Below are 14859 nucleotides of genomic sequence, written 5' to 3' on the forward strand. Positions count from 1 at the left end.
TCCTGTCCGGCCGGCCCGGGTACCCGTCAGAACTCCTCGTGCACCTCGGGGTCCCCGCCGACCCGGCGGTGGGCCCGGTCGGCCACGGCGGCCATCTCCTCCGCGCTCAGCTCGAAACCGAACACGTCCAGATTGGCGCGCTGCCGCTCGGGGTTCGTTGACTTCGGGATGGGCACGGCGCCCAGCTGGGTGTGCCAGCGCAGCACCACCTGGCCGGGCGTCACCCCGTGCGTCCCGGCGATCCGGGCGAGGGCCGGGTCCTCCAGCAGGGACGTCCCCCGGCCCAGCGGGCTCCAGCTCTCGGTGACGATGTTCCGGCCGGCGTGGAAGGCGCGCAGCTCGTCCTGCGGCAGGAACGGGTGCAGTTCGATCTGGTTGACCGACGGCAGGACCCCGGTCTCCTTCTCCAGCCGCTCGATGTGGGCGGGCGTGAAGTTCGAGACGCCGATCGATCGCACCAGCCCGTCGTCGCGCAGTTTCACCATGGCTTTCCAGGAGTCGACGTACCGGTCCTGGCGCGGCAGCGGCCAGTGGATCAGGTACAGGTCGACGTACTCCAGGCCGAGGCGGGACCGGGACTCCTCGAAGGAGGCGAGGGTCTCCTCGTAGCCGTGGTGGCGGCCCGGGAGCTTCGTCGTCACGACGATCTCCTCGCGGGGCACCACCCCGGCGGCCACGGCGCGGCCGACCCCCGTCTCGTTGCGGTAGTTCGTCGCCGTGTCGATCAGGCGGTAGCCCGCCTCCAGGGCCGAGACCACCGCGGCCTGGGCCTCGTCGTCGCCGAGCGGCCAGGTGCCCAGGCCCAGGGCCGGGAGCGCCGTGCCGTCGTTGAGCGTGTGCGTCGGGATGCTGATCACCGTCGGGCCTTCCCGTTGACTGTGTCGTCCCCCCAGCGTCGCGGACGGAGTGGGCGGTGATCAACCGGGGGACCGGGAGCCGTGCGGCCCGGAGGCGTGGTCGCCCTCCGCCGGGATCGCTGTCACGATCTCCCGGAAGGCAGGACCACGCCCACGACCAGCGGAGCGCTCATGACGACGGACAGCCCGAGGACGGACGAGGCGACGCGGAAGGCCGGGATCGAGGTCCGGCCGGTCGCCGGGCACATCGGGGCGGAGATCGACGGCGTGGACCTGGCCGCCGATCTCGACGACGCGACCGTCGCCGCCGTCCGGGCGGCGGTGCTGCGGTGGAAGGTGGTGTTCTTCCGCGGGCAGCGGCTCGACCACGCCGGGCACGTGGCGTTCGCCCGGCGGTTCGGCCGGCCGGTGGTGCTGCCGCGGCGCGGCAAGGCCTCACCGCCCGACGTCCCCGAGATCGAGACCACCGCCGACCGGCTGGAGCTGGGCGGGCGGTACGGCATGGAGCACGACGAGTGGCTGCGGCGGCGCCGCCACACCCTGCTGCGCGGCTGGCACTGCGACCACGGAGCCCGCGTCGACCCGCCCGCCGCGACGATCCTCCGGGCGGAGACCGTCCCGCCCTACGGCGGCGACACGACCTGGGCGAACCTGGCGGCCGCGTACGCCGGTCTGTCCGCGCCGCTGCGGGAGTTCGCCGACCGGCTGCGGGCCGAGCACCGGCTCGGCGTCGGCTACCAGCCCCGGCCCGGCGACGACGGCTACGTCCGTCACCTGCTGGAGCACCAGGTCGCCTCGCTGCACCCGCTGGTACGGGTCCACCCCGAGACGGGCGAGCGCATCCTGTACGTCAACGGCTACTACGTGGAGCAGATCGAGGGCCTGTCCCGGCCCGAGAGCGCGGCGATCCTGGAGTTGCTGCTGGAGCACGCGGTCCGGCCCGAGTACACGGTCCGCTTCCGCTGGGAACCGGGCAGCGTGGCGTTCTGGGACAACCGCGCCACGATGCACCTCGCCCCCGGCGACACGGCCCACCTGGACCACCCGCGGATCATGCACCGCGTGATGCTCGCCGGTGACGTCCCCGTCGGCCCCGACGGCCGCCCCTCGCAACCCGTCACGGGGACGGCCCCCGGCCGCTGGTGACCCGGGGTCACCTACGGCCGAGGGGGCTCAGCCACGGGGGTGCCGGCCGAGGGCGGGCCCCAGGTGCGTGGCCAGGTCGGTGAGGATCTGGACGTAGTCCTCGTGGCCGAAGGCGAAGGGGAGCGCGAAGGCGACCTCGTCGACCTCGCGGAACGCGGCGTGCGCGTGGAGCCGTTCGGCGATCTCAGCCGACGGGCCCACCAGGTCCGGTGCGAACAGCAGGCGGGCCGGGCCCTGCGGTGACGTGGTGCGCGGGGTGCGCCGGGCGGCGTACTCCGCGTAGCGGGCGCGCTGACCGGGGGTCGCGGAGTCCGTCGGGATCACCACCAGCCCCTGCGAGACCCGGGCCGCCTCGCCGTCGGGGTGGGCGGCGCGGAACGCCCGGACCTGGGCGAGCTGGATCGCCGCGAAGTCCCAGGGCCCCTCCGCGTCCTCGGCCTTCACGACACTGCTGGTGAGGAGGTTCATGCCGTGCTCGCCCGCCCAGCGGGCCGAGCGCAGGCTGCCGCCGCCGTACCACATGCGGCGGCCCAGCCCGGGGGAGTGCGGCTGGACACGGTCGGAGAAGACCTCGAAGCCCTCCACCCCGCTGAAGTCCGAGGCCGGCTTGCCGCGGACGAAGTCCAGCAGCCGCTCCACACGGCCGTAGCCGAAGTCCTCCGCGTCGGCCGTGTGCGGATACAGCGCGTCCTTGACCTGCTCGAAGTGCGCCGGCGGCCCCACACTGACGCCCGGGTTGAGCCGCCCGCCGGACAGCAGGTCGACCGTGGCGAGATCCTCGGCCAGCCGCAGCGGGTTCTCCCAGGCCAGCGGGATGACCGCCGTGCCGAGCTCGATCCGGCGGGTGCGCTGGGAGGCGGCCGACAGGAGGGCGACGGGGGAGGAGATGCCGTACTGGAGGTGGCGGTGGCGCACCCAGGCGCTGTCGAAGCCCAGCCGCTCGCCGAGCTCGATGATCTCCAGCGTGGACTCGTGACCCCGGCGCGGATCCGCCTCGTCGAACAGCCCGATGGTCAGGAAGCCCATTTTCCGCAGCGGTCGTGAGGTCGGTGGCACGGGCCCTCCGTCGTCGTTCGCTCGATGGCTCACGGCAGTGGCAACCCCGGTCGCCACCGCCGTGTTCCCGTCCTTCGCCGATCAGCGCAGCGGGATCGTCACCTCGTCCTCGACCGGCGGGGCGACTTCCTGGGCCCGGTTGCCGGTCGCCGCGTGGCAGCGCAGGCGGACCGACTCCGGGGAGACGTCCAGGCGCAGGAAGCACTTGAAGAAGGGCGGGCTGTACGTCGCCGAGCCCGGGGAGAACAACGACGTGTAGATCTTGCGCACCGGCAGCCGGAACCGCCTGGCCCGGTCGGGGCGGCGGCCGGTACCGAGCAGCGCGGCGACCAGCCGCACCCGCCGGGTCACCTTCACCGGGGCGCCCTGCGCGCGCGTGGGCGGGATGCCGAGGCGCTCGGCGATCACGGCCGTCGCCTCGGCCTCGGTGAGGGTGAAGAAGCGGGGCAGGCGCAACCGCCGGCCGTAGAGGCGGCTGTAGAAGGCCAGGGAGTCGCCGCGCAGCGGGTAGCAGCGGAAGTCCGCCTCGGTGACGCCGGCGACGTCGACGCGGGGGATGGTGTGGGTGGCGTGCATGAACGCCCCGCCGCCGCCCGCGACGACGTACTGGAGGGTGCGCCCGTCGTCCAGCCGGACCGGATAGCGCTGGTAGTTGTGGATGTCGCCGCCGATCGCCGCGACGTAGTGGTGGGCCGGGTCGCGGACGATGTCGTCGACGGTGCCGCCGCCTTCGACCGCGCACGGCTCGCGCCGTCCGTCGACGTACAGCGGCGAGCCGGTGACCAGGATCTTCGGGCGGGGCCCGCGGGAGACCTCGCGCAGCCAGGCGCCCTGCTCGGCGTCGAGGGTGCCGAGCAGGCCGGTGTCGATGCCGACGATCCGCACCGGGCCGGCGTCGATCGCCCAGTACGGCCCGGGCTGGACCGCCTGCTGGGCGGGTGCGGAGCGCAGGGTCCTCGCCTCGTCCAGCCGTCGGCCGTCGCCGGGGCGCGGCCGGTGCCAGAGCAGGGAGCGCAGCCAGGCGCGGGTCAGCGGGCGCGGCCGGGGCTCGGGCGGCAGGGCGGGCGCGTCGTCGCAGAAGACCCGCATGAAGCCGTCGAGGTCCTCGTACCAGTCGTGGTTGCCGGGTATCGCGTAGATCGGCGCCGGGTAGTCGCGGTACGGGCGGAAGAACTTCGGGCCGTAGTCGTCCGCGCTGCCCACCGGGTAGACGACGTCACTGGCCAGGACGGCGAAACGGGTGTCCCGGCCGGCGCTCAGCAACCCGGGCACTACGGCGTACTGCGGGTCGTCGCCCTCCCCGGTGTCGCCGATGACCAGGAACGAGAAGCGGTCCGGGTCGTCGCGCCGGATCACCTTGTCGGCCGGGGCGCCGGCGGCGGCCCGCTGCGCCACCCAGCGGGCGCGGGTGCGGCCGGTGGGGTCGCCGAACCAGGAGGCCAGGACACCGTTGCGGGCGACCCACAGCATCCTCGGGTCCAGCCAGGAGATCTTCTCCGTCTTCGGCGGCATCAGCTGCCGGTAGGCGCCGCGTTCGGCACCGCCCCAGCCGGCGCCCTCGGCGGTATCGCGTGAGGAGTCGGACACCGGTGCACCGTAACAACCCTGCCCGGGGCGGGAGATGGGCGGGGCGCGACTCCCGCCGCACGGGAGCGGGCCGGTGTCAGAACGTGCGCGCGAGCAGGTCCAGCAGCGCCGACCAGTGCCGCTCGTCGCCCTCCCGGTGGTACGCCGCCGTGTCGGCCTGCGTGAAGCCGTGCGGGGCGCCCGCGTACACCTCGCACCGGTGGCGGACACCGGCCTCGGTCAGGGCCTGCTCCAGACGGTCGATCTGCTCCGGCGGCAGCGAGTGGTCCTGGTCGGCGTGGCCGAAGTACAGCTCGGCGGTGACGTCCCCGGCCACCAGATGCGGGCTGTCGGGCTTGTCCGTCGCGAGCCGTCCGCCGTGGAAACCGGCCGCGGCGGCCACCCGCTCGGGGTAGGTCCCGGCGGTGAGCAGGGCGAGGCGGGCGCCCATGCAGTAGCCGGTCAGGGCGACCGGGCCGTCGGCGACCGCGGGCGACGCGGCCAGCCACCGCAGATAGGCGCCGGCGTCCCGCATGGCCCGCTCGCCGGTCAGGGCCTGCATGACGGGCATGATCTGCTTCCACGTGCCCGGTCGCGCCTGCGGGTCGATGAAGTCGGGCAGGTCGAACAGCGGGGCGCGGCCCGCCCGGTAGAACAGGTTGGGCACCAGCACCGTGTAGCCCTCACCGGCCAGCCGGTCGGCCATGGAGCGCAGGTGCGGACGCAGCCCGAAGGCGTCCATGAAGAGCAGGACCGCCGGGTGCGCGGCCCCGTCGCCGGGTTGGGCCAGGTAGGCGTCGGCGATGCCGTCCTCCGTGGGGATGTCGACGGCGGTTCCCTGTACGGCGGTCATGACGGGCTGCCTTTCTGCGGGGGTGGCGGGCCGGAACCGTCCGCGTGACCGGGCGGATCATGGTCATCGTGGCACGCGCGGTTCCGGGGCAATTCGCCCACCCCCGCCGTAAGGTTGAACCGTGAACGGCCCTTGGGCCGGACTTTACTCGAACCGTGCGGGGTCGCCCGCCCCGTACCGCACGATCTCCGCCTCGCCGCCGGAGAAGTCGACGACCGTCGTCGGCTCGGTGCCGCAGTCGCCGGAGTCGACGACCCCGTCCAGCACGTGGTCGAGCAGGTCCTTGATCTCCCAGCCCTGCGTCAACGGCTCCTCCTCCCCGGGCAGCAGCAGGGTGCTCGACAGCAGCGGCTCACCGAGCTCGGCGAGCAGCGCCTGCGTGACGACGTGGTCGGGGATGCGCACGCCCACCGTCTTCTTCTTGGGGTGCTGCAGCATCCGCGGCACCTCCCTCGTCGCGGGCAGGATGAACGTGTAGCTGCCCGGCGTGGACGCCTTGATCGCGCGGAACACGTCGTTGTCGATCCGCACGAACTGCCCGAGCTGCGCGAAGTCCTGGCACACCAGCGTGAAGTGGTGCCGGTCGTCCAGCTTGCGGATCGAGCGGATCCGCTCGATGCCGTCGCGGCTGCCCAGACGGCAGCCCAGTGCGTAACAGGAGTCCGTGGGGTAGGCGACAAGGGCGTCCGCGCGGATGCTGTCGGCGATCTGGCCGATGGTGCGCGGCTGGGGGTTGTCGGGGTGCACGTCGTAGTACTTCGCCATCCGCCGAGCTTAAGCCGCGCGCACCGGCCGCAGGCGCAGGGGCCGGAGCCCGACCTGCGGGGCCGGGCCCGCCGGCGCCCCCGGGACGGCCCGGCACCCGTCGGGTAACGTCCCCGGCCGGTGTGCCGTACGGCGGCACGAGCAGCGAGGGGAGGGCCGAGGTGACCGGCCGTGAGGACGGGACGGGAAGGGCGGCGATCGGCACCGAAGGGGCGTGGGCGGCGGAGCTCCTGGAGCATCTGCGGCCTGCCGGCCGCGATGTGCGCAGGGTCGTCGCCTGGCTCTCCGGCACGGTGGACGCATCCGTCGCCCTCCAGGACGACGCCGGGAACCTGATGGCCGGCGACCGGCTGCCGCTCGACGGCGGCCTCGTCGCGGACGTCGCCGCCGGCCGGATCGCCTCCGCCGCCTGGCAGAGCCGGGAGCGTCATCTGCGCCTGGTCAGGGTGGAGCACGCCGCACGGTCCTGTGTCCTGGCCGTCTCCCGCGCCACGCCGTTCGACCGCCGGGCCTCCGACGCCGTCACACACACCGCCCAGGTGATCGGCCTGCTGCTGACCGCGCACGAGTCGGCCGCGGCCGGACACAGGCTCCGGCGGGCCACCTCCGACCTGCGTCTGGCGATCCTTCAGCTGCTCATGGTCGAGGACACCGTCGCCGCCCGCCGCGTCGCCGCCGGACTGTGGCCGGGGCTGCTCGACGCCGACACGGCGTGCGTCTACGTCGTGGAGTCCGCGCCCTCCGCCCGCGACCGCGTCGCCCGGGAATGCCTGGACCGCACCGGGGAGAACGCCCTCGTCGTCCGGTGCCCCGCCATGTCGGGCCACGTCATCGTCGTCAGCCCCCGGGACAGCGCCGCCGGTGCGCTGCGGTCCCTGGTCGCCGGGCACCGCGACCTGTTCCTCGGCGGCAGCGTCCGCCAGAGCCTCGCCCGGACCGCGACGGCCTACGGGCAGGCCGTCAGCGCCCTCGCGGTGGCCCACTTCCGGCCGGACAAGACGGCCGTCTACGCCGAGCGGACCCACCCCGAGCGCCTGATGGACCCCGAACTGCTGCGCGGCTGGACGGCCCGGGCGCTGCGCCCGCTGGACGCGCTGCCGCACCACACCCGTGCCGAGCTCCTCGCCACCAACCGGCTGGGCCTGGAGTTCACCGCCGTCAACGCCGCCAAGGTCCTCGGCGTGAGCCGCAACACCGTCCGTGCCCGCATGGAACGGGTGGAGAACCTGCTCGGCGCGGACTTCACCGGCCTCGCGGCCCGGGCCGTCGTCCACCTGGCGGTCAACACGCGGATCGGCCTGCCCGACAGCCACCCGGCCGACGGCTCCCGGGGCCGCGGAGCGCTGCTCGCCGACCTGCTGTCCGGCCCCGCCCTGCGCACCTGGGCGCGGGACCTGCTCGGACGGCTGGACGCCGACGCCCGCAACCCGCGCCGCACCCTGCGCGCCTGGATCGCGGCGGGCGGCAACGCCGAGCGGGCCGCCCAGGCACTCGGCATGCACGCGCAGACCGTGCGCGAACACGTCCGCAGCGCCGAACCGGTCCTGGAGCGCCGGCTGCTCACCTCGGGCACGGACCTGTACGAGGTCGTCCTCGCCCACCTGGCCGTGGGCGACCTCGATCTGCCGGTGTTCGGCCAGCCCGACTGAGCGGCGTGCCCGGGCGGCCGGGCAGCGGGCCGGGCCGCGAGGCCCGGCGAACCCGGGCAAACCGGGCGCGGCTGTGCACAGGTGAGTCCGCTGCCGTGCGCGATGGGCACCGGGACGATTCACAAGGCCGCCGTCCGGCACGTAGGTTCGGGGCACCGCGGGGGCACGACCGGAACGGGGGACCGGTCGCGCCCCCGCGCGGCTCCCGCCGCGGCGCGGTGCCGCTCCCGTGGCGCGATCCTCAGTCCCGCAGCCGCACCGGGATCTCCTGCCAGCCGAAGGCGATGAACGACGGCACCTGCCGCAGCTCCTCGTCACCCGCCGCGAGCCGCAGGCCGGGGAAGCGGTCGAACAGGGCGGGCAGCGCGGTCAGCGCCTCCATCCGGGCCAGCGGGGCTCCGATGCAGCGGTGCACCCCGATCCCGAACGACAGGTGGTCGTCGGCGGCGCGCGTGGCGTCGAAGACGTGGGCGTCCGGCCCGTAGTGCTCGGGGTCGAGTCCGGCCGCGGCGTAGGTGGTGATGATGGCGTCGCCGGCGGGGATCGTGACGCCCCCGACCGACAGGTCGCTCACGGCGAACCGCAGCGGCAGCGAGGCGATCGACGGGTGCGCCCGCAGCGTCTCCTCGACGACGGCGTCCCAGCCGATCCGCCCGGCCCGCACGGCGTCGAGCTGCCGCGGATCGCGCAGCAGGGCCACGGCGGCGTTGCCGATGAGGTTGACCGTGGTCTCGTAGCCGGCGCCGATCACCAGCAGGAGCGTGTACAGCAGTTCCTCGTCGCTCAGCCGGTCGCCGTCCTCGTCGCGGACCCGGATCAGTTCGGTGGTCATGTCGTCGCCCGGGTGCGCCGCCTTGTGGGCGATCAAAGCGGGCAGCACCGTGCCGATCTGCCGCTGGACGTGGGCCGCGTGCTCCGGACTCGGGTCGCTGGTGTCCATGATGGCCGCGATCAGCCGCCCGGTGTCCGCGCGCAACTCGTCCGGGACACCGAACAGTTCGCAGATCATCCGCATGGGCAGCGGATGCGCGAACCCCTCCTTCAGATCGACGGTCCCGCCGCCGGCCGCGTCCAGCGCGTCCAGCAACTCCGCCGTGATGGCCTCCACGCGGGGCCGCATCGCCTCGGTGCGGCGGTGCGTGAAGCTGGGCGCGACCAGCTTGCGCAGCCGCGTGTGGTCCGGACCGTAGGTGGAGAGCATGTTCACCACCCCGACCCAGCCCAGGATCCAGCCCCAGGAGGGGTGTTCACCGAGCTCGGGCCACAACCGCCAGTGCTGCCGCGGGTCCTTGCTGACCCGCGGGTCGAGGATGAGCTCCTTCAGCGTGTCGTGGCGCGTGGGCGCCCAGGCGGGGATGCCGCCGGGCAGCTCCACGGGGACGACCGCGCCGAGGTCGCGCAACCGGGCGCTCTCGGCGGCGATGTCGGCGCCGGACGGATCGAGGGCGATGCGGTCGGTGACGGTCACGGGCGTCCTCCTGGCTGGTCGGGGCTGCGGGGGGTGAAACGGACGGGCAGTTCCGTCAGCGAGCGGTGGAAGGGGCCGGGCCGCCAGGTCAGGCGCTCGCGCGGCAGCACGGGTTCGAGGTCGGGCAGCCACTGCGTGAGTCGCTCGATCGCCTCGGTGGCGATGAGCAGGGTGTGCTGCTTGACCGGGCAGGCGTGCGGGCCCGCCGACCAGGACAGGTGCGAGGCGTCGGACGGGTGGCGCCGCGTGCCGTCGGGCCGGCGCTCGGCTTCCTCCGCCAGCGCCCCGTAGGAGATCACCACCGGCACCGCCGCCCTGATCCGCGCGCCGTGGAACGTGACGGGCGTACGGGCGTAGTGGATCCCGTAGTTGGCGAGCGGGGTCTCGTGGTGCAGCACCTGGAGCACCGCGTCGGTCACCGGGCGGGCGCCGCTGGTCAGGGTCGAGTAGTAGGCCGGGTTGCCGAGGATCCGGGACAGGGCGTTCGACACCAGGTTCGCCGTCGGCTCGTGGCCCGCGCCGAGGGTGAGGAACACCTGCCAGGTGACCTCCTCGGGCGTCAGGCCCGCCGGGTGGTCCAGCAGCCGGCTCGGCAGGTCCTCGCCGCGCTGCCGGGTCCGGGCGGCGATCAGCTCCAGCACGTAGCCGCCGAACTCGGCCTCGCCCTCGGCCGCCTGGGCGCCCCCCTCCATCATCTTGCCCAGGGCGGCGTCGAGTCGGTCGCTCGCGCTGTCCGGCAGCCCGAACAGGCTGTTGAACACCAGCGCCATCAGCGGTCGGGTGAACTCGCCCACCAGATCGGCCCGTCCGCGCGGCCCGAACCGGCTCACCAGCACGTGCACCGCCCGGTGCACGCGCTCGCGCAGGTCGTGCGGCTCGACCAGGTCGAAGGCATCGAGCAGCGCGGTGCGGTACCGGACGTGGGCCGCGCCGTCGGCGAACAGGGTGTTGGGCCGCCAGCGCATCATCCCCAGGATCGGGGAGTCGTCCGGGACGGTCGCCTCCCACGGCCGCGGGTCGTGCGAGAACGTGTCCGTGTCGTGCAGCAGCTCCAGCGCCGCCCGCCGCTCCGTGACGACGTAGGCCGGCACGCCGGGCGCGAGTTCCGCCCGGCCGACCGGGCCCTGGGCACGCAGGGCGGCGTAGTACGAGGAGGGGTCGCGGGCGAAGCCGTCCTCCCACAGGCGGACGGGTGCCGCGAGGGTGAAGGCCTGCTCGGCGGGGGAGGGGTGGGTCACCGGGGCTCCGGGGGGTGGTGGTCGATCAGGTGCTGCACCAGAGTGAGCAGGGCGTCGATCGAGGAGTTCGCCTCCCGCGCGTCGCAGGTCACCATGGGGGTCGTGGGTTCCAGGTCCAGGGCCGCGCGCAGTTGTGCGGGCGTGTGGTGCCGGGGCGCGTCCGGGAAGGTGTTGAGGGCGACCGCGTACGGCAGCCCCGACTCCTCCACCAGCCCGAGCACGTCGAACGAGGCGTCGATCCGGCGGGAGTCGACCAGCACGAGCGCACCCAGCGCGCCGTGGGCGATGTCGTCCCACAGGGTCCGGAACCGCTCCTGGCCCGGTGTGCCGAACAGGTACAGCACGATGCCGCCCGGCAGGCTGATCCGGCCGAAGTCGATGGCGACCGTGGTGGTCGACTTGTCCCGCACCCCGGCGAGATCGTCCACCTGGACGGACGCCTCGGTGAGCTGTTCCTCGGTGTGCAGCGGCCGGATCTCCGACACCGAGCCGATCAAGGTCGTCTTGCCCACCCCGAAGGGGCCGGTGACCAGGATCTTCACCAGGTCGCGGGCGGTGTCGGGCAGGTGGATGTCCACGCCGCCGCTGCGGGCGTCAAGGGTGTTTGAGGTCGCGGAGGCCATCGGCCACTCTCTTCAGCAGGTCGGGGTCGAAGCGGCGGGCGGGCGGGATCGGCGGGCGGGCCAGCACCAGGTCGCGGTCGAGCAGCCCGGCGGCCAGCACCAGCACCGCGGAGACCGGCAGCCGCAGCAGCGCCGCGGCCTCCAGCACCGTGAGGGACCCGCCCTGAAGCTCCTCGAGCAGGGCCACCTGCGCGGCGGGCAGACCGGCGGGCGCCGGCAGGCCGCGGCCGGTGAGGACCGACAGCCGCTCCAGATGGTCACGGCTGGGCCGGGCCACCCCACCGGTGGACAGGTACGCGGGAACCAGGGGACGGCCGCCTCGGCGGCCGGTCATGCCGGTGTGCCGCCGTCGGCGCCTCGGGGCCCGGCGGCCATGGCCTTCCGGCCCAGCCGCGCCACCTGGGAGTGCACCCGATGGGCGAGCAGGTCGAGGCGCACGTCCGGGTCGCCGTAGGCCGCCACACAGGTGCCGTGGTCCGTGGGCACGATCAGCACGTATCCGTGGTCGGACTCGACGACGACCTGGCGGACGTCGGCCCGGTCGGCGTCCGCGAAGGCCGCCGCCGCGGTGCGGCAGGCACCCTGCACGGTGCTGGTGATGGCGGCCACCCGCTCGGCCGACGGCTGCGACAGGGCGTCGGTCCAGCCCGTCACCAGTCCGTCCCGGGTGAGCAGGACGGCCGCCACGACGTGCGGCACCTCCAGGACCGGTTCGAGCACCCATGCCGTGTCCCCCGTGGCGCGGCTGGTCATCGCGCGGTTCCCCCTTCGTGGTCGTGGTCGTTGCCGTCGGTGTCGGTGTCGGTGTCGGTGTCGGTGTCGGTGCGGCAGGTGTCGCTGCCGGTGTCGCCGGACGCCCGGTCGGCCGTGGTCGCGGGCGGCGCGTCCTCGGGTACGGGCCCGGTGGCGCCGGTGTTCGATCCGCCGGCGGAACGTGCGGCCGCCGTGCCGGACTGGAGGGCGGCGAGGGCCGCCGCGGACTCCTCGGGGCCGCGCCGCCGGGGCGTGTCCGGGGCGGACGCGGCGGGCGCGTCCGCCGCCCGGGTGCGGCGGCGCCGCTGGGGCAGGCCGCCGCTGTCCCGGGGGCCGTGGTGGCCCGGGGCCGGGGCGGCGGTGCCGTCGTCCGGCGCGGTGCCGTAGGCGTGGTCGGCGGCCGCGGGGGCGACGGCGGTCCCCGCCGGGCCGTGGTGGCGGTCGGCGGCCCCGCGGCCGTCGGCCGTGGGCTCGTGGCCGGTGGCCGGAGCGTCGTGGCCGGTGGCCGAAGCGTCCTGGTCGGCGGCCGGAGCGTCGTGGTCGGCGGCCGCGGGCCCGTCGTCGCCGGGAGCGGGAGCCGGCCCGGCGCCGGCCTCCTCACCGGCGGGCGAACCGGAACCGCCCCGCGCGGCCCCGGGTGCCGCCTTGCGGGTCGGTCGCGGGGCGCTGGCCGCCGGGGGCTGCTCCTCGGGATCGATCCGGGTCAGCAGGTGACTGCCCACCCGCAGCACCGCGCGCACCCCGCCGTACGGCGAGGGCGAGCTCAGGTCGACGCTCAGGTCGAACTGCCGGGTGAGCTGCCCGACGGCCGCGAGTCCCATCCGGGGCGGATCGCCCAGGTCCGTGAGCAGGATCGGCTCGCCACCGGCGACCATCCGCTGGGCGCGGGCCCGTTCGTCCAGGGTCATGCCCAGACCGGAGTCGTCCACCGTCACGCAGACGCCGTGGTGGACGGCCTCCAGGTTGACCACCACGTCGGTGTCGGGCGCGGAGTGCCGCAGCGCGTTGTCGAGGAGTTCGGCCACGATGATGGCGACCGGCTCCACGGCGTGGGACACCAGGGCGGTGCCGGCCTCCAGGTGGTTGTGCACCCGGACGCGTTCGTATCCCACGAGCCGCGCCTGACCCCCCGTCACCGCGTCGACCAGGTGGGACTCCTGCCGGGCCAGACCCACCCACGCCCCGCAGACCACCGCGGCGACCTGCGCGCGCCGCAGGGACTGCTCGTTCTCGTGGTCCAGGGCGAACAGGGTCTGCGCCAGCTCGGGATCGTCGTAGCGCTGTTGCAGGGAGCGCAGGGCGTCTTGCAGGCGGTACAGCGCCGCCTGGATCTCCCGGGTGGCCCCGCGCATCCCCGCCTGCGCGGCGGCGTCGACCCTGGTGCGCTGGGCGGCCAGCTCGGCGTGCAGCGCCTCCAGCACCCGTTGCAGGGCTGCTTCGAGGGGTGAACCCGCCAACTGCGCGTTCAGCGGGCCGGGGACGGCGACGTGCGGATGTGCCGTGCGCCGGGCCGCGGCGGGCACGCGTCGCTCCGCGAGGTGCTCCACCTCCGCCGTGAACATCCGTGCGGTGCCGTCCAGTCGGGCGCGCAGGGAGGCCGTCGTCGCCCGCAGTGCGGCCACGTGCCGCCGGGAGCGCAGCAGACCGCCGCCCAGAGCGAACGCGGACAGCGTTCCGAGGGCGAGACCGCCCACGGCCAGGTCCGGTATGTCGATCATGAAGGTGAGTCCAGGGGAGGTCGGTCAGGGCGGGGTCGGTGGTGCTCGGGCGAACCGTCCGCAGCACAGTACACACCGTCATCGACTGATCTCGCACGGTGGAGTCCCACTTCGTTCCGAAAGTGATCGACGACTGGGTGCTTCTGCGGCCAACGTCGCAATTGCCGTACTGGAGAGGGGAGTTGGTGTTCCGTGCCGGTCTGCTCGCGGTCGCGGGCGGCCCGAGGGACGATGACCGGAACATGCCCCCGAGACGGGGCTGCGGGCCGTGTGCACTCCCGGTGGCCGGGTACCCGGTCGGCCCAGAAGAGGTCCGCTCCACGGAGAAGGAGGTCCGTATGACCAGCGAGTCGGAGACCGGCGGCGCGACCGGTACGCAGGACAAGGACTACAACCTGATCTGGTACGTCGAGGCGTGCCTGAGCAACGCCCTGCGGCTGGAGAGCTACATCCAGGACGCGGAGCGCGCCAAGGACACCGAGGTCGCGGATCTGTTCCGCAAGGCGCAGGCGGACAGCCGCAAGGGTGCCGAGCTGGGCAAGCAGCTGCTGCGCAGCCGCCTGGCCGAGGGCTGAGCCGCGACGCGCATGAGAAGGCCCGGACCTTTCGGGGGTCCGGGCCTTCCCCTGTGCGGGGGCGTGCTCACTCCACGGAGACCCGGCCGTCCTCCACGAGGTAGTGCGCGGGCTCGGAGCAACCGAGGGACGGGGTCAGCAGCAGGCTGACCGTCAGCGGCGCCGGCTCGGTCCCCGCGGTCGAGAACGCGCACACGGCGCCCTTGCCCGTCAGCGGGTACCAGAACCAGCCGTCGGTCTCGCCGACGGTGACGCGGTCCGACTCCTTCCAGGTGCCCCCGGACTGCGTGTAGACCTGCAGCCGCACCGAGGCGGCGTACGCGTCCTGCGTCGAGCGCAGCGCGGTCAGTGTGATCTTGTAGTCGGACCCGATGACGGACGAGGCGATCTGCCGCTTCTGCTGTGCCTGCTGGACCTGCTGTGTCGAGTGCTTCTGCTTCTGCTGCTTCTGCGGGGCGGCGGTGCCGGCGGTGGAGGCACCGGCCCCGGCGGCACCGAGAGCGGCCGCCATCAGGACGGTGAGGCCGACGGCCGTGCCGCGGCGCAGACGAGTACGGTCCGAGCTCATGTGTTCCCCCGTGGAACGCGTCAG

Annotated in this window: 15 protein-coding genes; 3 read left to right on the plus strand and 12 right to left on the minus strand. The window is 74.2% G+C overall.

The genetic code is table 11. From position 1 onward, the window contains the following. Positions 1–26: 26 nt before the first annotated feature. Positions 27–857, minus strand: coding sequence for an aldo/keto reductase (locus ACZ6ZN_RS17215; protein ID WP_469646980.1), 831 nt, complete (start codon positions 855–857; stop codon positions 27–29). A 171-nt stretch (positions 858–1028) separates the two neighbouring features. Between ACZ6ZN_RS17215 and ACZ6ZN_RS17220 the strand changes: the two genes are divergently transcribed. Further along, a complete protein-coding gene (locus ACZ6ZN_RS17220) occupies positions 1029–2003 on the plus strand; it encodes a TauD/TfdA dioxygenase family protein (protein ID WP_469646983.1) in 975 nt (324 codons plus the stop codon). Between the two features lie 27 nt (positions 2004–2030). Here ACZ6ZN_RS17220 and ACZ6ZN_RS17225 read toward each other — a convergent pair whose 3' ends face one another. The 4 genes from ACZ6ZN_RS17225 to ACZ6ZN_RS17240 form a co-directional block, all read right to left on the minus strand. Continuing rightward, positions 2031–3059, minus strand: coding sequence for an LLM class flavin-dependent oxidoreductase (locus ACZ6ZN_RS17225; protein WP_469646986.1), 1029 nt, complete (start codon positions 3057–3059; stop codon positions 2031–2033). Positions 3060–3140: 81 nt separating this feature from the next. Continuing rightward, positions 3141–4646 carry a metallophosphoesterase family protein gene (locus ACZ6ZN_RS17230; protein WP_469646989.1) on the minus strand — a complete coding sequence of 502 codons (1506 nt, stop codon included), beginning with the start codon at positions 4644–4646 and terminating at the stop codon, positions 3141–3143. A gap of 76 nt (positions 4647–4722) precedes the next feature. Further along, positions 4723–5478, minus strand: coding sequence for a dienelactone hydrolase family protein (locus ACZ6ZN_RS17235; protein WP_469646990.1), 756 nt, complete (start codon positions 5476–5478; stop codon positions 4723–4725). Positions 5479–5622: 144 nt separating this feature from the next. Beyond that, on the minus strand, positions 5623–6243 hold the full coding sequence (locus ACZ6ZN_RS17240) for an L-threonylcarbamoyladenylate synthase (protein WP_398108205.1): 621 nt from the start codon (positions 6241–6243) through the stop codon (positions 5623–5625). A gap of 161 nt (positions 6244–6404) precedes the next feature. Here ACZ6ZN_RS17240 and ACZ6ZN_RS17245 point away from each other — a divergent pair, with 161 nt between their 5' ends. Beyond that, complete coding sequence (locus tag ACZ6ZN_RS17245; protein WP_469646996.1) at positions 6405–7892, plus strand: helix-turn-helix domain-containing protein; 1488 nt, start codon at positions 6405–6407, stop codon at positions 7890–7892. 241 nt (positions 7893–8133) lie between these two features. Here ACZ6ZN_RS17245 and ACZ6ZN_RS17250 read toward each other — a convergent pair whose 3' ends face one another. From ACZ6ZN_RS17250 to ACZ6ZN_RS17275, 6 genes are read right to left on the minus strand one after another with little or no spacing between them, the layout of a single operon-like run. Continuing rightward, positions 8134–9360, minus strand: coding sequence for a cytochrome P450 family protein (locus ACZ6ZN_RS17250; protein ID WP_469646999.1), 1227 nt, complete (start codon positions 9358–9360; stop codon positions 8134–8136). Next, positions 9357–10598 (minus strand): cytochrome P450 family protein, encoded by a 1242-nt coding sequence (locus ACZ6ZN_RS17255; RefSeq protein ID WP_469647002.1) that lies wholly within the window; start codon positions 10596–10598, stop codon positions 9357–9359. Before ACZ6ZN_RS17255 ends, ACZ6ZN_RS17250 begins: the two co-directional genes overlap by 4 nt. Further along, on the minus strand, positions 10595–11221 hold the full coding sequence (locus tag ACZ6ZN_RS17260; RefSeq protein ID WP_398108201.1) for a GTP-binding protein: 627 nt from the start codon (positions 11219–11221) through the stop codon (positions 10595–10597). Before ACZ6ZN_RS17260 ends, ACZ6ZN_RS17255 begins: the two co-directional genes overlap by 4 nt. Beyond that, positions 11193–11555 carry a DUF742 domain-containing protein gene (locus ACZ6ZN_RS17265; RefSeq protein WP_398108200.1) on the minus strand — a complete coding sequence of 121 codons (363 nt, stop codon included), beginning with the start codon at positions 11553–11555 and terminating at the stop codon, positions 11193–11195. Before ACZ6ZN_RS17265 ends, ACZ6ZN_RS17260 begins: the two co-directional genes overlap by 29 nt. After that, positions 11552–11974, minus strand: coding sequence for a roadblock/LC7 domain-containing protein (locus ACZ6ZN_RS17270; RefSeq protein WP_469647006.1), 423 nt, complete (start codon positions 11972–11974; stop codon positions 11552–11554). Before ACZ6ZN_RS17270 ends, ACZ6ZN_RS17265 begins: the two co-directional genes overlap by 4 nt. After that, the gene (locus tag ACZ6ZN_RS17275; RefSeq protein ID WP_469647009.1) at positions 11971–13692 is read right to left on the minus strand and encodes an ATP-binding protein; all 1722 of its coding nucleotides are present in this window, start codon (positions 13690–13692) and stop codon (positions 11971–11973) included. Before ACZ6ZN_RS17275 ends, ACZ6ZN_RS17270 begins: the two co-directional genes overlap by 4 nt. Positions 13693–14030: 338 nt before the next feature. Here ACZ6ZN_RS17275 and ACZ6ZN_RS17280 point away from each other — a divergent pair, with 338 nt between their 5' ends. Then, complete coding sequence (locus ACZ6ZN_RS17280; protein WP_333930269.1) at positions 14031–14267, plus strand: hypothetical protein; 237 nt, start codon at positions 14031–14033, stop codon at positions 14265–14267. Between the two features lie 67 nt (positions 14268–14334). Here the strand turns inward: ACZ6ZN_RS17280 and ACZ6ZN_RS17285 are convergent, their stop codons facing one another. Further along, positions 14335–14835 carry a hypothetical protein gene (locus ACZ6ZN_RS17285; RefSeq protein ID WP_469647013.1) on the minus strand — a complete coding sequence of 167 codons (501 nt, stop codon included), beginning with the start codon at positions 14833–14835 and terminating at the stop codon, positions 14335–14337. Between the last annotated feature and the right edge of the window lie 24 nt (positions 14836–14859).

This window comes from Streptomyces sp. NPDC053665, assembly GCF_055585285.1.